The sequence below is a fragment of the Streptomyces sp. NPDC006140 genome (assembly GCF_040628815.1).
GTDB lineage: Bacteria > Actinomycetota > Actinomycetes > Streptomycetales > Streptomycetaceae > Streptomyces.
On the sequence record NZ_JBEXTS010000002.1, the window covers coordinates 871497 to 887711 of the forward strand.

Below are 16215 nucleotides of genomic sequence, written 5' to 3' on the forward strand. Positions count from 1 at the left end.
GTCAGGTTCAGGTAGGGACGACTGCGTCCTCGGTCTGCTGCGCCGCCGTCGTTGAGGCCACCCGCGAACCGGCCGGCCTCGGTTCGCGCCCACCGCCGCGCGCTACCTGAGATACGCGGCGAGCGGGAGGTTCTGGCGGCGCACGTCACCGGCGACGAGCCCTGCGACCCGCTGGGCGCCGTGGGTGTCGAAGTGGGTGTGGTCGTTGCAGAAGAAGGTGCCCAGGGGACCGCTGCCTCCGTAGTCGCCGTTGTTCGGGCAGAAGCGCAGACTGTTGTAGAGCGAGACGCTGAGCGTCTGCAGGTCGATGACGGGGGCCCTCGTGGCGGATCCGGCGGCGAAGGTCTCGTTGACGAAGCCGCGGTTCTTGGTCGCTGTGCCGCCGGAGCAGGTGATGGCGGCCACCGGGGTGAGCAGCACCGGGTGCGCGCCCCGGGCCAGGGCGGCCTGCGCCATCATGGTCATCAGCTGCTGGTACCGGGCCGGGCCGACGTGTCGTGGGCAGGTCGAAGAGGAGTCGTTGATGCCGAACTGGATGAACAGGTAGTCACCGGCCTTCATTCCGGTGCTCGAATTCAGCATCGCCTGCCAGCGGGACGAGTACGTGGTGGACGTGAGGCGGCACTCACCGTCCGAGCCCTTGGTACCGCTCACGTTCCCCTCGTACAGCCAGGTCTGGATGCTGCGGCCTCCGACCGCATGGTTCTTGACGGTCACGTCGCTGTTGAACAGGGCGTCGAACTGGCTGCCCCAGCCGACCGGGCACCGGCCGGAGCTCGGGTTGGCCATGGTGGAGTCGCCGGCCAGCCACACGGTGACCGGCGCGGCGGCCGCCTGTGCGGCCGGGGCCTGGGCGCGGGAGGCACTGGTGCAGTCCGTGGCGACGCGGTCCGCCCCGGATGCGGCGCTGACACCGAGGCTCGACAAGGCGAGCATGAGCGCGGTCGTGATGAGAATCCGCAAGTTCCTCAACGGGTCCCTCCTTGGGACTGGCGCCGGGCGTTCGGTCAGCGCAGGTACGCGGCCAGGGGCAGGCGCTGCTCGCGGATGCTCTGGAGCACCAGCCCGCCCATCTGGCTCGCGCCGTACTGCGAGAAGTGGGTGTTGTCCGTGACACCGTCCACGGAGGAGCGCAGGAAGAGCTGTGCGGAGGCGGACGGGCCGAGGGACTCGACCAGCGTCTTGCTCTTGGTGGTCAGATCGATCACCGGCACGTTCTGCGCCGTACCGACCGAGCGCATCTCGGCGGGCAGGTTCACTCCGAGGCCGTTGACGTGCAGTGCTGTGGGCGTGAGACGACTGCCGTTGAACTGGCGGCGGACCGGCGGCGTGACCAGAACCGGGACGCCGCCCTTCGCACGGACCTGCGTGATCATGGAGGTGAGGTTGCTCCGGAAGGCCGACGCGCTGGTCTGCTTGTCGTTGTGGCCGAACTGGATGAAGACCGCGTCGTTTGCCTTGACCTTCGGCAGCAACGCCGGGAAGAGCGCCGAGTTCCTCAGGAAGCTGCCCGAACTCTCCCCCGAGTCGGCGTAGTTGGCGACGGACGCTCCGGGACCCACTGCCGGCGTGATCATCTGGCCCCATCCCGTGTACGGGGCCACGGGCTGGTCGCACACGGTCGAGTCGCCGGCCAGGTAGGCGACCATCGGCTGGTTCGCCGGTTTCACGGAGACGGCCGACACCTGCGGGTTGGCCCCCGAGAACCGGATGTCCAGACCGGGGTTTCCGGTGCCGCCCTGGCCGGTGGGCTGCCCCTCCGGCTGCCGCACGTTGACCGTGAACGAGTACGTGGCAGCGGCACCGGCCGCCGTCTTCGTCGCCGGAAGCGCCAGGCGCCGGGCCTCCACCCACATGTCCGTCTCGGCGGCACCGGCACCGCCGATGGAGACCGTCACGTCGTAGTTGCCGGGTGAGACCGTGTAGTGACACTTGATCGGCGCGGTGCCGGAACAACCGGCCGGCAGCGCCCGCGTGGCGGCATCGGCATGCGCCGCACCGGTGCCGACCAGCATCGCGAGGGTCAGCAGACCCACTGCTCCCGGCCTGACCCCGTGCCCTTCGAGACCCAATGTCATGCCCATTACAATCACCAATCCCATTTGTCGACCGGAGAGTTGCCCGGGTTGAGGTCCATGGCCCGTTGCTCAGGCCTGGGTGAAGCCGCTCATGATGGAGGTGGGGCGCTTGCTGGAGAAGTCCCAGGCGCCCATGGTGCAGCCGGTGAACGGGGACGTGCACTCCGGCTCCCAGTAGAAGATGCCCTACCCGTCGTCGGCCTTGAGGGCGTTGGTGTAGGCGACCAGTGCGGCCTGGGTGGCGACAGCGGTGGCGAGCGCCCCGGCGGTGGCGGTGGTGGCCTTGAGCAGGGTTCGCCGGCTGATGCGCCCGGCAACTGGTGTGGGGGTTGCAGGGACATGGTCGGTCCTTTCCTTGCGTCGGCCGCCGGGTGAGTGGGGCAACTGGCTCTCACGCCCGAGGAGTTGGTGTGGCCGCGTGCGATCCAGCCGATGAGCCTCCCCTCGGTGTCGCAGCAACTAAGGCAGGAGTGCTTACGAGTGGCACGTGTCGAAGGGCGCGGTCGTGGCAGGCCAGGGACGCTCCTCCAAGTCTGAACTGTGAGCGATCACAGAGGTGCGGGCGACGTATGTGCGTAATCGCATCACAACGAACTTGAGGTGCATCACGCAGCTTCTCGATCGGGCACGAAGCTGTCAACCATTGCTCACCAATCCATGGAAGAAGCAGTGCGATCCTGTGGGGAGGGGTGCGCCGCGCCTCGGCCGTGAGCTGTCTGAAACAGCGGGAGTCGGCGCAGTTCAAGTGCCCTTTAGAAGGAATGCGGCGACGGGGCGAGGCTGCGCACGGAGCATCTCGTTAACTCGCATCCGAACATGCGTGAACAGAAAAGCCCAACAAAATGCTTGACGGACTGTCAGTGAACATCTATCTTCCCAGCGATTGGGAACGTTCCCACATCTGTTGGGTGGACCGCCTTCTCCGCGATCTTCATACCCCCCACACCGGAGGTCGTAGTGACCGTCCCGCACCGGCGTCCGCGCACCGCATTGCGCCCATGGCGATTCCAAGGCAGGTCAAACAATTGGCTGTTCGGCGGCCTGGCGGCCGCCACCGCTCTGACCCTCTCCGCACTCACTGGCATACCGCAGACCGCGCACGCCGCGACCGCGCGGCAGGTGGAACGCCTCGACCGGGGCCGGACGCGATACACGTGGGCGACCTCGACCTGCCCCGGCCGGGTCTGGAGGAGTTCAAGGTCGACGAGGACAGCTCCAAGCCGGCCTTCTGGATGGCGGACGCGAGGACCGGCCAAGTCCTCTGGTCCGCCCCGGCCGGCGGTGACAACGGCCGGGCGTGTCCGGTGACATCTGGTCCGGCAGCGCGGGCGCCGAGTCGTGGTCGTCGCTCGTGAGTGGCGTCCGCAACCCCAAGGGCGCGGTGGTCGCCAGTCGTAAGTACGGCCCGGCAACTGCCTGGCGTGGTGGGACGGCGACACTACGCGCGAACTCCTCGACGGCACCGACATCGACAAGTACGGCGCCTCCGGGCGACACCCGCCTGCTCACCGGCGCCGGGGTCCACTCCAACAACGGCACCGTCGACGCCGTCCTTGTCCGGCGACATCCTCGGCGACCGGCGCGAGGAAGTCATCTGGCCGACGTCCGACAACACGGCCCGGCGGATCTACTCCACGCCGTACCAGACCAAGACGCGGATCACGACCATCCTCCACGACACCCAGTACCGCACGGCCCTGGCCTGGCAGAACACTGCCTACAACCAGCCCCCGGGCACCCCAGCTCCTTCATCGGCGGCAACATGCCTACGCCACCCCGCCCCACCGTCGCGCTGCCGAACAGTCACTGAGCTGGACAGCGGTGTGTCAGCGGGTCCCGTTCCTCCTCGGCCAGACGCAGTGCGTGGGCCACGGCGGCCATCACCTCGGTCGACATGGTTTCGCCGTAGCCTGTTCCAGGCGTGCGTAGTACGCGTATGACACTCCCGGTCCTCCGTTTGTCAAACGTGCTCCCAGATGCGGAGCGGCGTTGCTTCTCCGGCCGGTCGGCGCGCAGTTGACGAGATCGCACACCGGGTGGCATCACCACTCGGCCCGACTGCGCGCCCACGAGTTATCCAGAGGTATGTACCCGTCGCCGGGACTCGGGTCCTGTTACGTGCCGGACGGAAGGCCGGAGGCGGCGACACTGCCGCTGACGCCGGTCATGATGGCGTTGATGATGCCCTGCTGGGTGACCGTGAGGGAGCGCCGGTTGAACAGCCCGAACCCGTACCGATCGGTTGCACCGTTGTCCCAGTAGATGGAGGCCGCGCCGTACTTCTTGGCGGTGGCTGCGACGGCCCGTGCGAAGTCCGCGCGATACCTGTTGTTCGACGAATCGAAGGATGACTTGTCGATGGAGCCGTATTCGCCCACCACAACCGGATACCCCTTCGTGACGAACACGTCGCGCATCATCTTGAACTGCGCGTCCAGATAGTCCTCCTGTCCCCAGGTCGACGTCCTCGACGGGTTGGTCGCTGCTCGGCCCCATTGCGTGATGGTGCCGCTTTCCTCTCCGGCGAAGTCCCAGGGGGCGTAGTGATGAACGGAGATCATGATCCGCCGCTCATTGGCGGGAATGGAGGGGGAGCGGTACTGGTCGGACGGAAGTGCGAAGCCGTAGTTCCCGGCGGTGTAATCGATGTTCGTGTTCCAGCCGGCCACGAGCAGCCACCTCGAACTGTTGTTTCCGCCCGTTTTCCGTACGGTGTCCACGAAGATCTGGTTGTAGCTGTTGATGTTCGAGTAGCACGGTTGGGTCGGGCGGCCGTACTGCCCGTCGAACTCCTCGTTCATGGACTCCATGATCAGGCGCTGGTCGTAGTTCTTGAACCTGTTCGCGATCTGCTGCCAAGCCTTCTCGTACTTGGCCTTGATCGTCGCCTGGGAAGGTGAATCACAAATCAGCCAGGAGCCGTTGACGGTCTTGTACCCGTCGCCGTGCATGTTGATCAGCACATGCAGGCCCCTGTTGTAGGCGTAATTGACGACTTCTTGGACTCTGTTCAGCCACGAGGCGTTGATCGTGTAATTCGGGCCGGGCCCTATGTATCCCAGGTAGGAGACCGGGATGCGGATCGTCTTGAACCCCGCCGCCTTTACTTTGTCGATGAGGGCCTGTGATACCGTCGGCTGGCCCCACGCTGTTTCACTGGGGTATCCGTTGGTGGTGGCTTCGAGTTGGTTCCCCAGATTCCATCCCGCGCCCATGTCGGCCACGATCTGTGAAGCGCTCGACTGTGCCGTGGTATCGGCCGATGCCTGCGGCGCCGTGCCGTACACCGATGCGGCAACTGCCAACAGGACGGCAAGGAAAATGACTCTTGTCTTCCCTGCTAGTGAAGCCATGAACTTTCCTCTCTTGCGTCCTTGAGGGCGTCATACCCCCAAGTGGATCTATCTGTACGAGTGGGAGCGGCCGGAGCCGTCGGCTGTTCGTGCGGTGGCGTCCACGCCGGCCCGGAAACGAGCACAGTCGAACATCGCCCTGATGCGCGGCGATCACGGCAGCCGTGCGCACCCGGGCCGTGCATGGTTGCCCCTCAGCTCAGGGCGGATTCCCAGGTGGTCGTGCTGGACGCGGCGTCGGCGCGAAGGCGGTCGCGGGCGCCGGTGTCGCCATAGAGGCTCCATCGCATCCAGTCCACGGAGGTGTTGACGGTGCGGGAGTCGCCGAAGTAGTTGCTGTGCCCGGCGCCGCGGAAGGTCAGGAACGCCTTGCCGGCGGGCAGTTCCCGGTACGCCTGGCGGGCGGAGGAGATCGGGCACGTCCCGTCCCGGTCGCCGTGCGTGAACAGGACCTTGGCGCGAACCGACGGGCTCGGGTTGCCCATGTCCACACAGGACATGGGGATCGCGGCGGTGATCCGTGCGTCCGGCCAGGCCGTGAGCAGGCCGTGGGTGGTCATGCCGCCCATCGAGTGGCCGGAGACACCGACTCCGACCGCTGTGTTGATGTGGCCGGCCAGCGGATCGCTCGCCGTGTTGAGGGCGAGGGTCCGGGTGATGACCTCGGAGACGTCCTTGGACTGGTTGCCGTTGTAGACATCCTGGCCACTGAGGTTGGCGAAGTGGGGGGCGGGGACGATGAAGCCGGCCTCGGCCAAGGGACGGATGATCGCCAGGGAATTCTGCGGGCTGCTGCTCAAGCCGTGCATGAACTCACAGACAGGGAAGACGCCTTGGGCGACGGGGGCGTTGGTGACCGGGGAGCCACCGGGGGCGCCGGTGGCGGGGTAGTAGATATAGGTGGTCCACCGGCGGCTGCCGCGGCTCCAGGCGTACTGGCGCACGCCGACCGCGAACCGCTGGGTCGGAACTCCCGCCCGCGCGGTGGCACCTGCCTGGCCCGTGCCGAGCAGGGACATGCCTACGCTCGCGGCTCCGACCCCGCTCAGGGTCAGGAAGCTACGCCGCTGCATGGTCATGAAGACTCCTGGTGTGGGGGGTGTGCGGAGCGCAGCCCGGCCAGGCGCCGGGAAGAGACGTCGGTGATGCCGCGGCGGTGAGGCTGACCCAGGTGGTGGGGGGGAGTGGTCGTGGGGGGGGCAGGTCGGCGAATCGCGCACGGTGGAGGACGTTCCGGTCCTGCCCGTGGTGGTCATCGGCGTCGTGTGGCCTTGCCGGCAGAGACGCGGCGAGCCGCTGAACACCGGCCGAACGGTGACTCATTGTGGGAGCGGCCCTCCGCGCCCACCTGCCCGCCTGTCTGATGGGGAGGTGTTGATTCTGCGGAAGCGGCGCAAGGGTACCTCTCCTTCCACTCGTCGCGTGCCGCAACCCTGGGAGCGTTCCCACATGTCCTGCAACAGGTACATTCACGATCGGGCGCCGATCTGTCAATCGTTGGCGCCCAACTCTGTTGTCTTCGACGCGGATTCGACAGATCGCAGGCGCTGGAGGCACCGTGTGACGCCTTCGAAGCCCGCCCGATCACACTCGCGGCCTGCCGTCAGCCGTGGCCGACACCCGCACTCATGCCGGCGATCGTATGGGCCCTGATGTCGGGGTGCGGCCCCTGCGCGAATCTGGTCACCACGGAGCGGACATGGTCCTGGGCCGGCTGGAGCAGTCCGTCGTACACCGCGACGCAGACTTCCCGCGCCCGAGACCGGGGCCAGCCGGGCGGCAGCAGCCCGATGGGGAGCAGCGGGTCCAGAATGGGGAAGTGCCGGTAGGCGTGCATGACCTCGGTCCGTGCGCGCACCGCGTCGGCACCGGTGACACGGTCGGTGCCGATGTGCGGAAGCAGGCCGCTCCAACGGTCGATGAAAGCCCGGTAGTGCTCGGCGATGCCGGGCAGGTCCCACGCCTCGACCGGGTTGCGGTCGGCCTCCGTGTCCAGTTCCTCCTGCCGCGCGCGGAACACGGTCACCGCTCCCCGCGCCAGGTCGGCCACCTCGATCCGCCCCTTGGGGGTCAGGGGGTGCGGCGACACCCAGAGCGCGTCGTACAGCGGCACGAATCCGCGCCACCGCAGCGCGGTGCGCAGTGCGCGCCGCCGCGTGCTTTCCTGTTCCGGGACGGAGAAGGCGATCAGTGTCCACCGACCGTCCCATGAGTCGGGTTGGGTGGTGAAGGTGGCGATCGAACTGGCGCCGCTCCACAGATCGACGGCGGCCTGCGATGTCAGCCGGTAGGAGCTGTACCGCCCTCGTCGGCTGCTCTCCAGCACCCCTCGGCGCATCAGCCTGCTGATCGTCGTACGGGCGGCACCCACGGTCACGTTGAACTCTCCGAGCAGTGCCACGATCGCCGCCGACGGTAACCACGCCCGGACGGGGAACGTGTAGTCGGCGATCAATGTCACCGTGAGTCCCTGCGGCGATACGTCGGTTTGCCAGCCGGGCGACCGCACGGGGCCGGCGGCACCGTCACCCTCGTCGGAGAAGATCTCCTCGAGGTGGGACAGGTTCGGCAAGGTCGGCTCCGGCGCGGTGGACAGGGTCGGCATCACTGTAACGGTTGTGGAATCGCCGGGTGCAGCTCCGCCGCGATTGCTCCACCAGGCGGGATCTCCGCGCGCAGGCGAAGGCCGCCCCGGCAGCGCCCAGGTGTGTAACACCGGTAGTGCGTTGGGCGATGCGGGCGTTCGTGATCGTCACTGTGGTGGTCGTCGAGGTGCTGTTCCTCAGCGCCGGGTCGGGCGAGAACGAGGTGCTGGCCGTCGCCCTTCGTGACGACTCGCCACTACGGCGAAGTGGAGGAGCAACGCCAACGAGGTTCTGGAACTACGTGGGGCCCCGCGCGTACACGAGATGCACTCCACGACGGCTGCAGCTTCAAAAGGTGAGCGATACGGCGGCAGTCGCCCCGCGGATCGTACCGGTCGCCACGAGCGTCGTTCTGCGGACAAGCACACCCCCTCGATGACGGTGCCGGCTGATCGCGTGGTGAGCGTCGGCTGTCCGGCACCGAGCTGCTCCGCGGCCCGCCCGACGCCCTCATGGCGAGCGACGGTCTTCCGGCTTGCCGAGCGCGCCGTAGCCGATGAGCACGGTGCCGTCCTCGGGAGAAGCTCTGCTCAGATCAGAGCGCATTGTCGAGCCGAGCCGGGCGGCGGACCATGACCAGGCCCGGAGGAGGCTCACGGCGGTAGCCGCGAGCGAGCCGCAGTTCGGGGAAGCGCTCCAGCAAATTGTTCTCGACTGCCCGTTCAACGCTTGGCGTTCTGTGCCGGGGCGTGCGTCTGGCGGCCTGCTGTTCTGGGGCCGGCCCCGCCGGGCGTGGGCGCGGCCCCAGCAACGTGGTTCAGGAAGCGGTGTCGTGTGTCCCGCCGAGGCGGAGGAGTGCGGTGAAGCGGGCTTCGGCCCGGTCGATCTCCTCGAGCTGAGTGAGGATCGAAGTGGGGGTGGAGTCACCGACCACCTTCTGCATCAGTGGGGTGTGGTCCAGGATCGCGTCCCGGATCGGTTGCAGAGCGCGCGGCGCGTGATGGAAGATCTGCCCGAGGGCGTAGGCGTGCTGGGACTGCCGGGCGGTGTGCGGTTTGCGGGGGGCCTCGAAGGCGTCGAGTGCCTGGCGAACGGCGGCGTAGTCGCTCAGGTCCACCCCTGCCAGGCGGCGGCCGATGAAATAGCCGTCCTCGGTGGCCATACCGGCGCCGTACCCGGCGTACGGGGACGTGGGGTGAGCGGCGTCGCCGACGAGGGTGGCGCGGCCCTTGGACCACTGCTTCAGCGGCTTGCGGTCGCGGATCACCCAGCGCTGAACGTGCGCGGGGTCGGTCGCGGCGATCAGCTGGGGGAGCGGACGGGCGAAGGCCTGACCGAGGCTGGTCGCGGTCGAGTGCAGATCCCCGGTGAATTCCCGGCTTGCGTCGAACGCTTCGAGTACCCACCACTGGTGGCCGTCACGTCCCTTGTCGCGGATGGCGGTCCAACTGCCCTGCACCGTGCGGGTGTGGGAGAGGACGCACATCCCGGGCTCGGTCTCGACGCTGTCGTCGAAGGTGTAGCCGCCGAAGATGTGCAGGTTGTGCTCGCGCTTGGGGCTGTCGCCCCACAGAGTGCGGCGGACCAGGGAATCGATGCCGTCCGCGCCGATCACGAGGTCCGCCTCGTGGACTCGTCCGTCCGCGAGGAGCAGTCGCACACCGCTCTCGTCCTGCTCGACGCGCTCCACCGTGTGGTTGACCCGCAGGACTCCCTTGGGCAGCGCGTCGAGCAGCCGCTCGTACAGCTCGGGGCGCAGCAGCCCGACGAAGCCGCCGCCGTAGTCGCGGACAACCTGCTCCGGAAGGACCGCGCGGACCCGGCGGCGCCCGCGGGCGTTGCGGAACTCGGACGTACAGGGCGCACCCAGGTCCTCGGTGTTCACGCCGAGCAGCCCGAGTGCCTTGATGGGGGGCGGCCACAGGTTGAGGATGTTGCCGGCGGGTCTGGCGTGCGGGTAGCGCTCGAACAGCACGACGTCGTGGCCGGCCTGATGGACGGAGAGTGCGGCGGCCATGCCACCGGGTCCGGCACCGATCACGGCGACGCGGCCGCGCTGGGCGGGAAGTTTCTTCATGGTGGGTTCCTCAACCTTGGTCGTCGTTGACCTGCCTCAAGCCGCGGTGTGCAGTTTCGCGGCGGTGGCGGCGGTGATGTCGTGGTGGGTGACGCCGGGGGCGGTCTCGACGAGGAGCAGGCCGTCGTCGGTGACGTCGATGACACCCAGGTCGGTGATGACGCGGTGGACGCAGGCCTGGCCCGTGAGGGGCAGAGTGCACTCGTCGAGGATCTTGGGGCTGCCGTCCTTGGCGGTGTGATCCATGAGGACGATGACGCGGCGGGCGCCGTGGACGAGGTCCATGGCACCACCCATGCCTTTGATCATCTTTCCGGGGATCATCCAGTTGGCGAGGTCGCCGGTCGCGGAGACCTGCATGGCACCGAGCACGGCGGTGTCGATGTGGCCGCCGCGGATCATTCCGAAGGACAGGGCGGAGTCGAAGAAGGCCGCTCCCGGGAGCACCGTGACGGTTTCCTTGCCGGCGTTGATGAGGTCGGGGTCGACGTCGCCTTCGGTGGGGTAGGGCCCGGTGCCGAGGATGCCGTTCTCGGAGTGGAGGACGACATGGACGCCCGGCGGGAGGTGTCCGGGTATGAGGGTGGGCAGGCCGATGCCGAGGTTGACGTAGGAGCCGTCGGTGAGTTCGGCGGCGGCGCGGGCGGCCATCTGGTCGCGGGTCCAGGGCATCAGCTGTGCACCGTCTCTCGTGCGGGCGCGGAAATCGTACGCCGTTCGATCGGTTTGTCGGCGGACTGCGCGGGCGTGAGGGCGAGGACCCGCTGGACGAAGACGCCCGGCAGATGGATCGCGTCGGGGGGCAGCTCGCCGGGCTCGACGAGTTCCTCGACCTCGGCGATCGTGATGCGGCCGGCCATGGCGGCCAGTGGGTTGAAGTTGGCGGCGGCCTTGTTGAAGACCAGGTTGCCGTGAGTGTCGCCGCGCCAGGCGCGGACGAGCGCGAAGTCGGTGGTGATGCCGTGTTCGAGGACATGCGCGTGGCCGCCGAAGGAGCGCTTCTCCTTTGCGGGGGAAGCGAGGGCGATGCCGCCGTCCGCCGCGTAACGCCAGGGCAGGCCGCCGTCTGCTACCTGTGTGCCCACGCCTGCCGGTGTGTAGAAGGCCGGGATGCCGGCCCCGCCGGCCCGTAGCCGCTCGGCCAGGGTGCCCTGCGGTACGAGTTCGACCTCCAGCTCGCCGCTGAGGTACTGGCGGGCGAACTCCTTGTTCTCGCCGACGTAACTGCCGGTCACACGGCTGATACGGCCGGCGGCCAGCAGGAGGCCGAGTCCCTGGCCGTCTACGCCGCAGTTGTTGGAGACGACCTTCAGGCCGGTGGCGCCCTGGACGTGCAGGGCGCCGATGAGGGTGGCCGGTATGCCGGACAGGCCGAAGCCGCCAACGGCGAGCGAGGCACCGTCGCAGATGTCGGCGACCGCCTCGGCGGCGCTCGCGCTGACCTTGTTCACGTGCGGGTCCTTTCAGCCGGAGGTCGGCCGGGGGGGCGAACGGAGGAGCCGGGCAGAGCGCAGTCGCCCAGCCGCCTTCGATGCTGGCGCCGGTGAAGTACGAGGCCTCGTCAGGAGGGCCGGTCCGGCGGAGTGGGATGTGGTGGCCGACGGCGCGCATCGGGGTGGTCGTCGACGAGCACGTCGCCGCGCGTGGCCCTCGGCGTCGGTCATTCTGGGGGTGACGCAGTGGGCCGGGTGCCTGTGTCACATCGGTGGCGGTCGGCTCCCGCCCGGGCAGGTGCCTCGACCATGCCCTGCCCGTGCACGGCCCCGGTGACGACGACCTTGTCGGCCGGCCTGCTCTCCGCCGCGCGGTTCACGGGCGCGTTCGCGCGCGCCTACGGGCGCGAGGGACGGCCACCGGTTCGGCACCGGGTACCACGGTGTTGGAGACGGTGCCGATGCCCTCGACGGTGAGGGTGACCGTGTCGCCGGGCTTGAGCGGCGGCGGGTCCTGGCGGCCGCGCACGCCCCAGAGTTCGGCGAGGCAGCCGCCGTTGCCGCAGGTGCCGGAGCCGAGTACGTCACCGGGGCGGACCCAGGTGCCGCGGGAGGCGTAGGCGGTCATCTCCTCGAAGGTCCAGCTCATGTTGGACAGCAGGTCCTTGCCGACGACCTCGCCGTTGATCTCGGCGGTCAGCGCCAGGCGCAGGAACCCGTCGCTGTCGCGGTAGGGCTCCAGCTCGTCCGCGGTGACGAGGTAGGGACCGAGGGTGGTGGCGGTGTCCTTGCCCTTGCAGGGGCCGAGGCCGACCTGCATCTCGCGGGACTGGAGGTCGCGGGCGGACCAGTCGTTGTAGATGGTGTAGCCGATGATGTGGTCGCGGGCCTGCTCGGGAGTGAGGTCGCGGCCCTCGCGGCCGATGACCGCGGCGACTTCGAGTTCGAAGTCCAGCACCTGGCTGCCGGGCGGCACGGGGACGTCGTCGTGCGCGCCGATGACCGCGTAGGGGTTGGTGAAGTAGAAGGTGGGCGCGTCGTACCAGGCGTCCGGGGCGCCCGGGACTCCGTCGATGCTGCGCCGTACACCCTCGACGTGCTCCTCGAACGTGACGAAGTCGCGTACGGACGGCGGTTGGAGCGGCGGCAGCAGTCGCACCTGGGAGACGTGCGGGCCGCGGGGCACGTCCAGGTTTGCGTTGCCTGCCGCGCGCAGCGCCTCGGGACCGGCCTGGATCAGATCGAGAAGCGAGGCTCGGCCGGGGCAGGGGTAGAGGGCGCCGTCGTCCTCGACGGTGGCGAGACGGCTACGGCCGTGCTGTTCGTACGTGGCGAAGCGCATGGCAGTCCTAGGGAGCTGGGTGGGTTGACACAGGCCCGGGGGCCCGGCGGCATGGCAGGCGGGGGAGTGCGCCGGGCCCCCGGGATCAAGGGGTCAGACCGGCGGAGCGACGAAGACGCCGCGGTCGACGTCGTTGAGCATTTCCTTGGCGACCATCTCGTTCATCGGGTTGGACGTGCCCCACTGGTCGGCGTTCTCGGGCTTGGTCAGGTCGTAGATGTGCGGGTGCCAGGTGTCCTCGTCCAGCTTTTCGAGCTCGGTGGTGTACTCCACGGTGTTGCCGTTCGGGTCGAGGAAGTACGTGAAGGTGTTGTCGCCCGCCATGTGCCGCCCGGGGCCCCAGATCTTGCGGGCGCCGGAGCGCATCACGCGGCCGGAGCCGCGCATGTACTCGTCGATGCCGCGCATCTCGAAGGAGAGGTGCTGCAAGGAGGCGTGCGGACCGCTGGCGATGGCCATGGAGTGGTGCTGGCTGCTGATCCGCATGAAGTGCATGACCTCGCCCATGTGCGGCAAGGCCATCGTGTCGGACAGCCGGAAGTCGAGGTGCTGCTCGTACCAGGCGCGGGTGGCGTTGATGTCGGGGGAGTTCAGGACGACGTGCGAGAGACGGACCGGGATGGACTCCTTCTCCTCGATACGACGGTGCCGGCGCGCCTCGACGTCGGCCGAGACCTCGATGGTGCGTCCGTCGATGTCGAAGAAGCGGAAACCGTAGCCGCCGCCGGGAGTGTCGATCTTGCCCGGCTGGGAAATCAACTGCACTCCGCCCGCGAGGAGTTGCTCGGCAAGCGTGTCCACGTCGGCGGGGTTCGCCGCGCCGTAGGAGATGAGGTCGAGGCGCTTCTCCTCGGCCTTGCGGAGCCGGACGATGTACTGCTCGGGCGAGCCCTCGGCGGCCAGGAAGGAGATGCCGGAGTCCTCGGCGACCCTGGTCAGGCCCCAGACGCCGGCGTAGAAGTCGAGCTGCTTGTCGTAGTCCGGCACGGCCAGGGCGACGTGCCGCAGGTGGGTGAGCAGACGTGTGCTCATGGTGGGGTTCTCCTCTGTGCGGTTCGGACGGTTCGGACGCTTCAGACAAGGCGGAGCAGCGCTGCCGCGTTGCCGCCGCGTACGGCGTGGAAGTGGGGGGCGGGCAGGTCCGTGACGTCGCGCAGCGCGCCGAGCGGGTCGTCGGTGCCCATGTCGAAGGGGAAGTCGGAGCCGAGCAGGACTCGGTCGGGGCCGGCCACCCGGATCAGCTCGCGCAGGACGTCCGGGTCGTGGACGAGGGAGTCGAAGTACAGCTGCCTGAGGTAGCTGCTGGGCGGGTGCGCGCAGCCGCGGGTGTCGGTGCGGGCGCGCCAGGCGTGGTCGGAGCGGCCGATGTGGGTGGGCAGATAGCCGCCGCCATGGGCGGCGACGATGCGCAACCCCGGGTGCCTGTCCAGGACCCCGGAGAAGATCAGATGGGACAGGGCGACGGCGTTCTCGGTCGGCTGGCCGACGGTGTTGGACAGGTACCACCGGTTGAGGCGCTCGTCGAGCGTGCAGCCGAAGGGGTGCAGGAAGAGGATCGCGCCGGTTTCCTCGGCCCGTGTCCAGAACGGCTCGTACGCGGGGTCCGACAGTTCGCGTCCCGGTGCGTGGCTGGAGATCTCGACACCGCGCAGGCCCAGGCCGAGGGCGTGTTCGAGGGCCTCGACGGCGAGGCCCGGGTGCTGGAGCGGGACGAGGCCGAGGCCGTGCAGCCGCTGCGGGGCCTGGGCGACGTGCGCGGCGGTGCCCTCGTTGGCCAGTTCCCACACCGTACGGGCCAGGTCCTCGTCGGCCCAGTAGTGGTAGTGCGAGGGAGAGGGCGAGACCAGCTGGACGTCGACCCCGGAGGCGTCCATCGCGGCGAGCCGGGCCTTGACGTCGGTCAGCCTCGGGAAGCGGTCCCGGAACATCGGGCCGCTGACGGCGATGGCCTCGGGGCCGTTGCGGCGGGCGTCGAGCTCGCGGGCCGCGGCCAGCCCGGGGTGCCCGGCGACGGCGTCCTCGACCTGAGGGAGCAGGACGTGCGCGTGGACGTCGATCGTGGGTGTGCTGTTCTGGGAACTCACGGGGTTCACGGCGTTCACGGGGTCTCCTGCAGGGCGGACATCGTGCGGCTCATCAGCCCGGGTGCGTCGGCGTCACGGGCGCCGTCCAGCTGCCACTGACCGAGTTGCACGGATGCTTCGACCACCATGCGGACACGGCCGATCCGGCGTTCGTAGAAGCCGGTCAGCAGGGCGTCGAGGGAACTCCAGTCCTGCTCCTCGCTCAGCATCTCGGCCAGTACGGAGGCGTCCTCCAGCGACATGGCCGCGCCCTGGGCGATCGTGGGGGGACAGACGTGGGCCGCGTCACCGATCAGGACGACCCGGCCGCGGTGCCAGGAACCCTCGACGAGCAGCCGGTCGAACCAGGTGTAGTTGACCTCGGCGGGGTCGGTGATGCTCGCGGCGATCTCCGGCCACGCACCCCCGTAGGGCGCGGCCAGGCGGCGCATCTCGTCCGCGTACGAGGCCGGGTCGATGGAGGCGCGGTCGCGGTTGGCCTCGACGAGGTAGGCGTAGATGGTGTTCTTGCTGGTGGGGCAGTAGCCGGCGATGTAGCACGGTCCGCCGTAGGCCAGCTGCATGCGCTCCACGCTCTCGGGGCGGGGCACGGGGACGCGCCAGATGGCCATGCCGGTCGGTTCGGGCTTGTCGCTGATGCCGATCATCGCGCGCGTGCGGGAGCCGACACCGTCGGCGGCGATGACCAGGTCGTAGCGGCCCTCGGTGCCGTCGCTGAACCGGGCGGTGACGCCGGACGCGTCCTGGACCAGTTCCTCGGCGGTGGTGCCGAGGCGTACCGTCGCGCCGCTCTCGAGGACGGCCTCACACAGAATCTCCTGGAGCCGGGGCCGCTGCATGCCGAAGATCGGGGGCAGGTCGTCCCCACCGGTGCGGATGTCCTGCTGGACGTGGAACACGGTCCCGTCGGGCGCGGCCAGGCCGACGGCGTCGACGGCGTAGCCGCTCTCCCGGACCTTGTCCCATACGCCCACTTCGCGCAGCACGCGCAGCGCGTTGCCCTGGAGGGTGATGCCGGAGCCGAGCATGTTCCAGTCGGGTTTGGCCTCGATCAGTTCCACGGCGATGCCCGCCCGCTGCAGCAGTACGGTCACGGCGTTGCCGGACGCGCCGCCGCCTATGACGAGGACGGTGCGGGGACGGGGGTCGTTCATGGGTTCTCCCTGAGATGGTGCCGCGCGACTTCGAGCGGCAGAGGGGTGTTGCGGGCCGGGCGGGCGAGGGTGGCGTAGCCGTCCGGGCGCGGCCCGCCCGGCGGACCAG

13 protein-coding genes and 1 pseudogene are annotated in these 16215 nt (G+C 68.9%); 1 reads left to right on the plus strand and 13 read right to left on the minus strand.

The annotated features are described in order from the left end of the window. Positions 1–102: 102 nt before the first annotated feature. The 3 genes from ABZ386_RS09085 to ABZ386_RS09095 form a co-directional block, all read right to left on the minus strand. Complete coding sequence (locus tag ABZ386_RS09085; RefSeq protein ID WP_358964366.1) at positions 103–972, minus strand: SGNH/GDSL hydrolase family protein; 870 nt, start codon at positions 970–972, stop codon at positions 103–105. A 35-nt stretch (positions 973–1007) separates the two neighbouring features. Beyond that, positions 1008–2078: a rhamnogalacturonan acetylesterase gene (locus ABZ386_RS09090; RefSeq protein WP_358964368.1), complete on the minus strand. Its 1071-nt coding sequence runs from the start codon at positions 2076–2078 to the stop codon at positions 1008–1010. A 186-nt stretch (positions 2079–2264) separates the two neighbouring features. Next, on the minus strand, positions 2265–2462 hold the full coding sequence (locus tag ABZ386_RS09095; protein WP_351344249.1) for a twin-arginine translocation signal domain-containing protein: 198 nt from the start codon (positions 2460–2462) through the stop codon (positions 2265–2267). A 758-nt stretch (positions 2463–3220) separates the two neighbouring features. Here ABZ386_RS09095 and ABZ386_RS09100 point away from each other — a divergent pair. After that, a pseudogene (locus ABZ386_RS09100) lies at positions 3221–3888 on the plus strand (rhamnogalacturonan lyase); the annotation flags it as partial. Positions 3889–4192: 304 nt separating this feature from the next. On the opposite strand, the gene ABZ386_RS09105 reads toward ABZ386_RS09100, so the two are convergent. The 10 genes from ABZ386_RS09105 to ABZ386_RS09150 form a co-directional block, all read right to left on the minus strand. Next, complete coding sequence (locus ABZ386_RS09105) at positions 4193–5431, minus strand: glycoside hydrolase family 5 protein (RefSeq protein WP_355713544.1); 1239 nt, start codon at positions 5429–5431, stop codon at positions 4193–4195. A gap of 194 nt (positions 5432–5625) precedes the next feature. Then, a complete protein-coding gene (locus ABZ386_RS09110) occupies positions 5626–6510 on the minus strand; it encodes an alpha/beta hydrolase (RefSeq protein ID WP_356617584.1) in 885 nt (294 codons plus the stop codon). Between the two features lie 524 nt (positions 6511–7034). After that, a complete protein-coding gene (locus tag ABZ386_RS09115; RefSeq protein WP_356617585.1) occupies positions 7035–8036 on the minus strand; it encodes a PaaX family transcriptional regulator C-terminal domain-containing protein in 1002 nt (333 codons plus the stop codon). Positions 8037–8833: 797 nt separating this feature from the next. Further along, positions 8834–10093: an NAD(P)/FAD-dependent oxidoreductase gene (locus ABZ386_RS09120; RefSeq protein ID WP_358964370.1), complete on the minus strand. Its 1260-nt coding sequence runs from the start codon at positions 10091–10093 to the stop codon at positions 8834–8836. Positions 10094–10129: 36 nt separating this feature from the next. After that, positions 10130–10765 (minus strand): CoA transferase subunit B, encoded by a 636-nt coding sequence (locus ABZ386_RS09125; RefSeq protein WP_358964372.1) that lies wholly within the window; start codon positions 10763–10765, stop codon positions 10130–10132. Continuing rightward, a complete protein-coding gene (locus ABZ386_RS09130; protein WP_358964374.1) occupies positions 10765–11544 on the minus strand; it encodes a CoA transferase subunit A in 780 nt (259 codons plus the stop codon). Before ABZ386_RS09130 ends, ABZ386_RS09125 begins: the two co-directional genes overlap by 1 nt. Positions 11545–11902: 358 nt before the next feature. Beyond that, positions 11903–12868: a fumarylacetoacetate hydrolase family protein gene (locus ABZ386_RS09135; RefSeq protein ID WP_358964376.1), complete on the minus strand. Its 966-nt coding sequence runs from the start codon at positions 12866–12868 to the stop codon at positions 11903–11905. A gap of 93 nt (positions 12869–12961) precedes the next feature. Further along, positions 12962–13900, minus strand: a complete 939-nt coding sequence (locus tag ABZ386_RS09140; RefSeq protein ID WP_356617589.1) for a VOC family protein — start codon at positions 13898–13900, stop codon at positions 12962–12964. Between the two features lie 41 nt (positions 13901–13941). After that, on the minus strand, positions 13942–14970 hold the full coding sequence (locus ABZ386_RS09145; protein WP_355713568.1) for an amidohydrolase family protein: 1029 nt from the start codon (positions 14968–14970) through the stop codon (positions 13942–13944). Next, positions 14967–16106, minus strand: coding sequence for an FAD-dependent oxidoreductase (locus ABZ386_RS09150; protein ID WP_358964378.1), 1140 nt, complete (start codon positions 16104–16106; stop codon positions 14967–14969). Before ABZ386_RS09150 ends, ABZ386_RS09145 begins: the two co-directional genes overlap by 4 nt. Between the last annotated feature and the right edge of the window lie 109 nt (positions 16107–16215).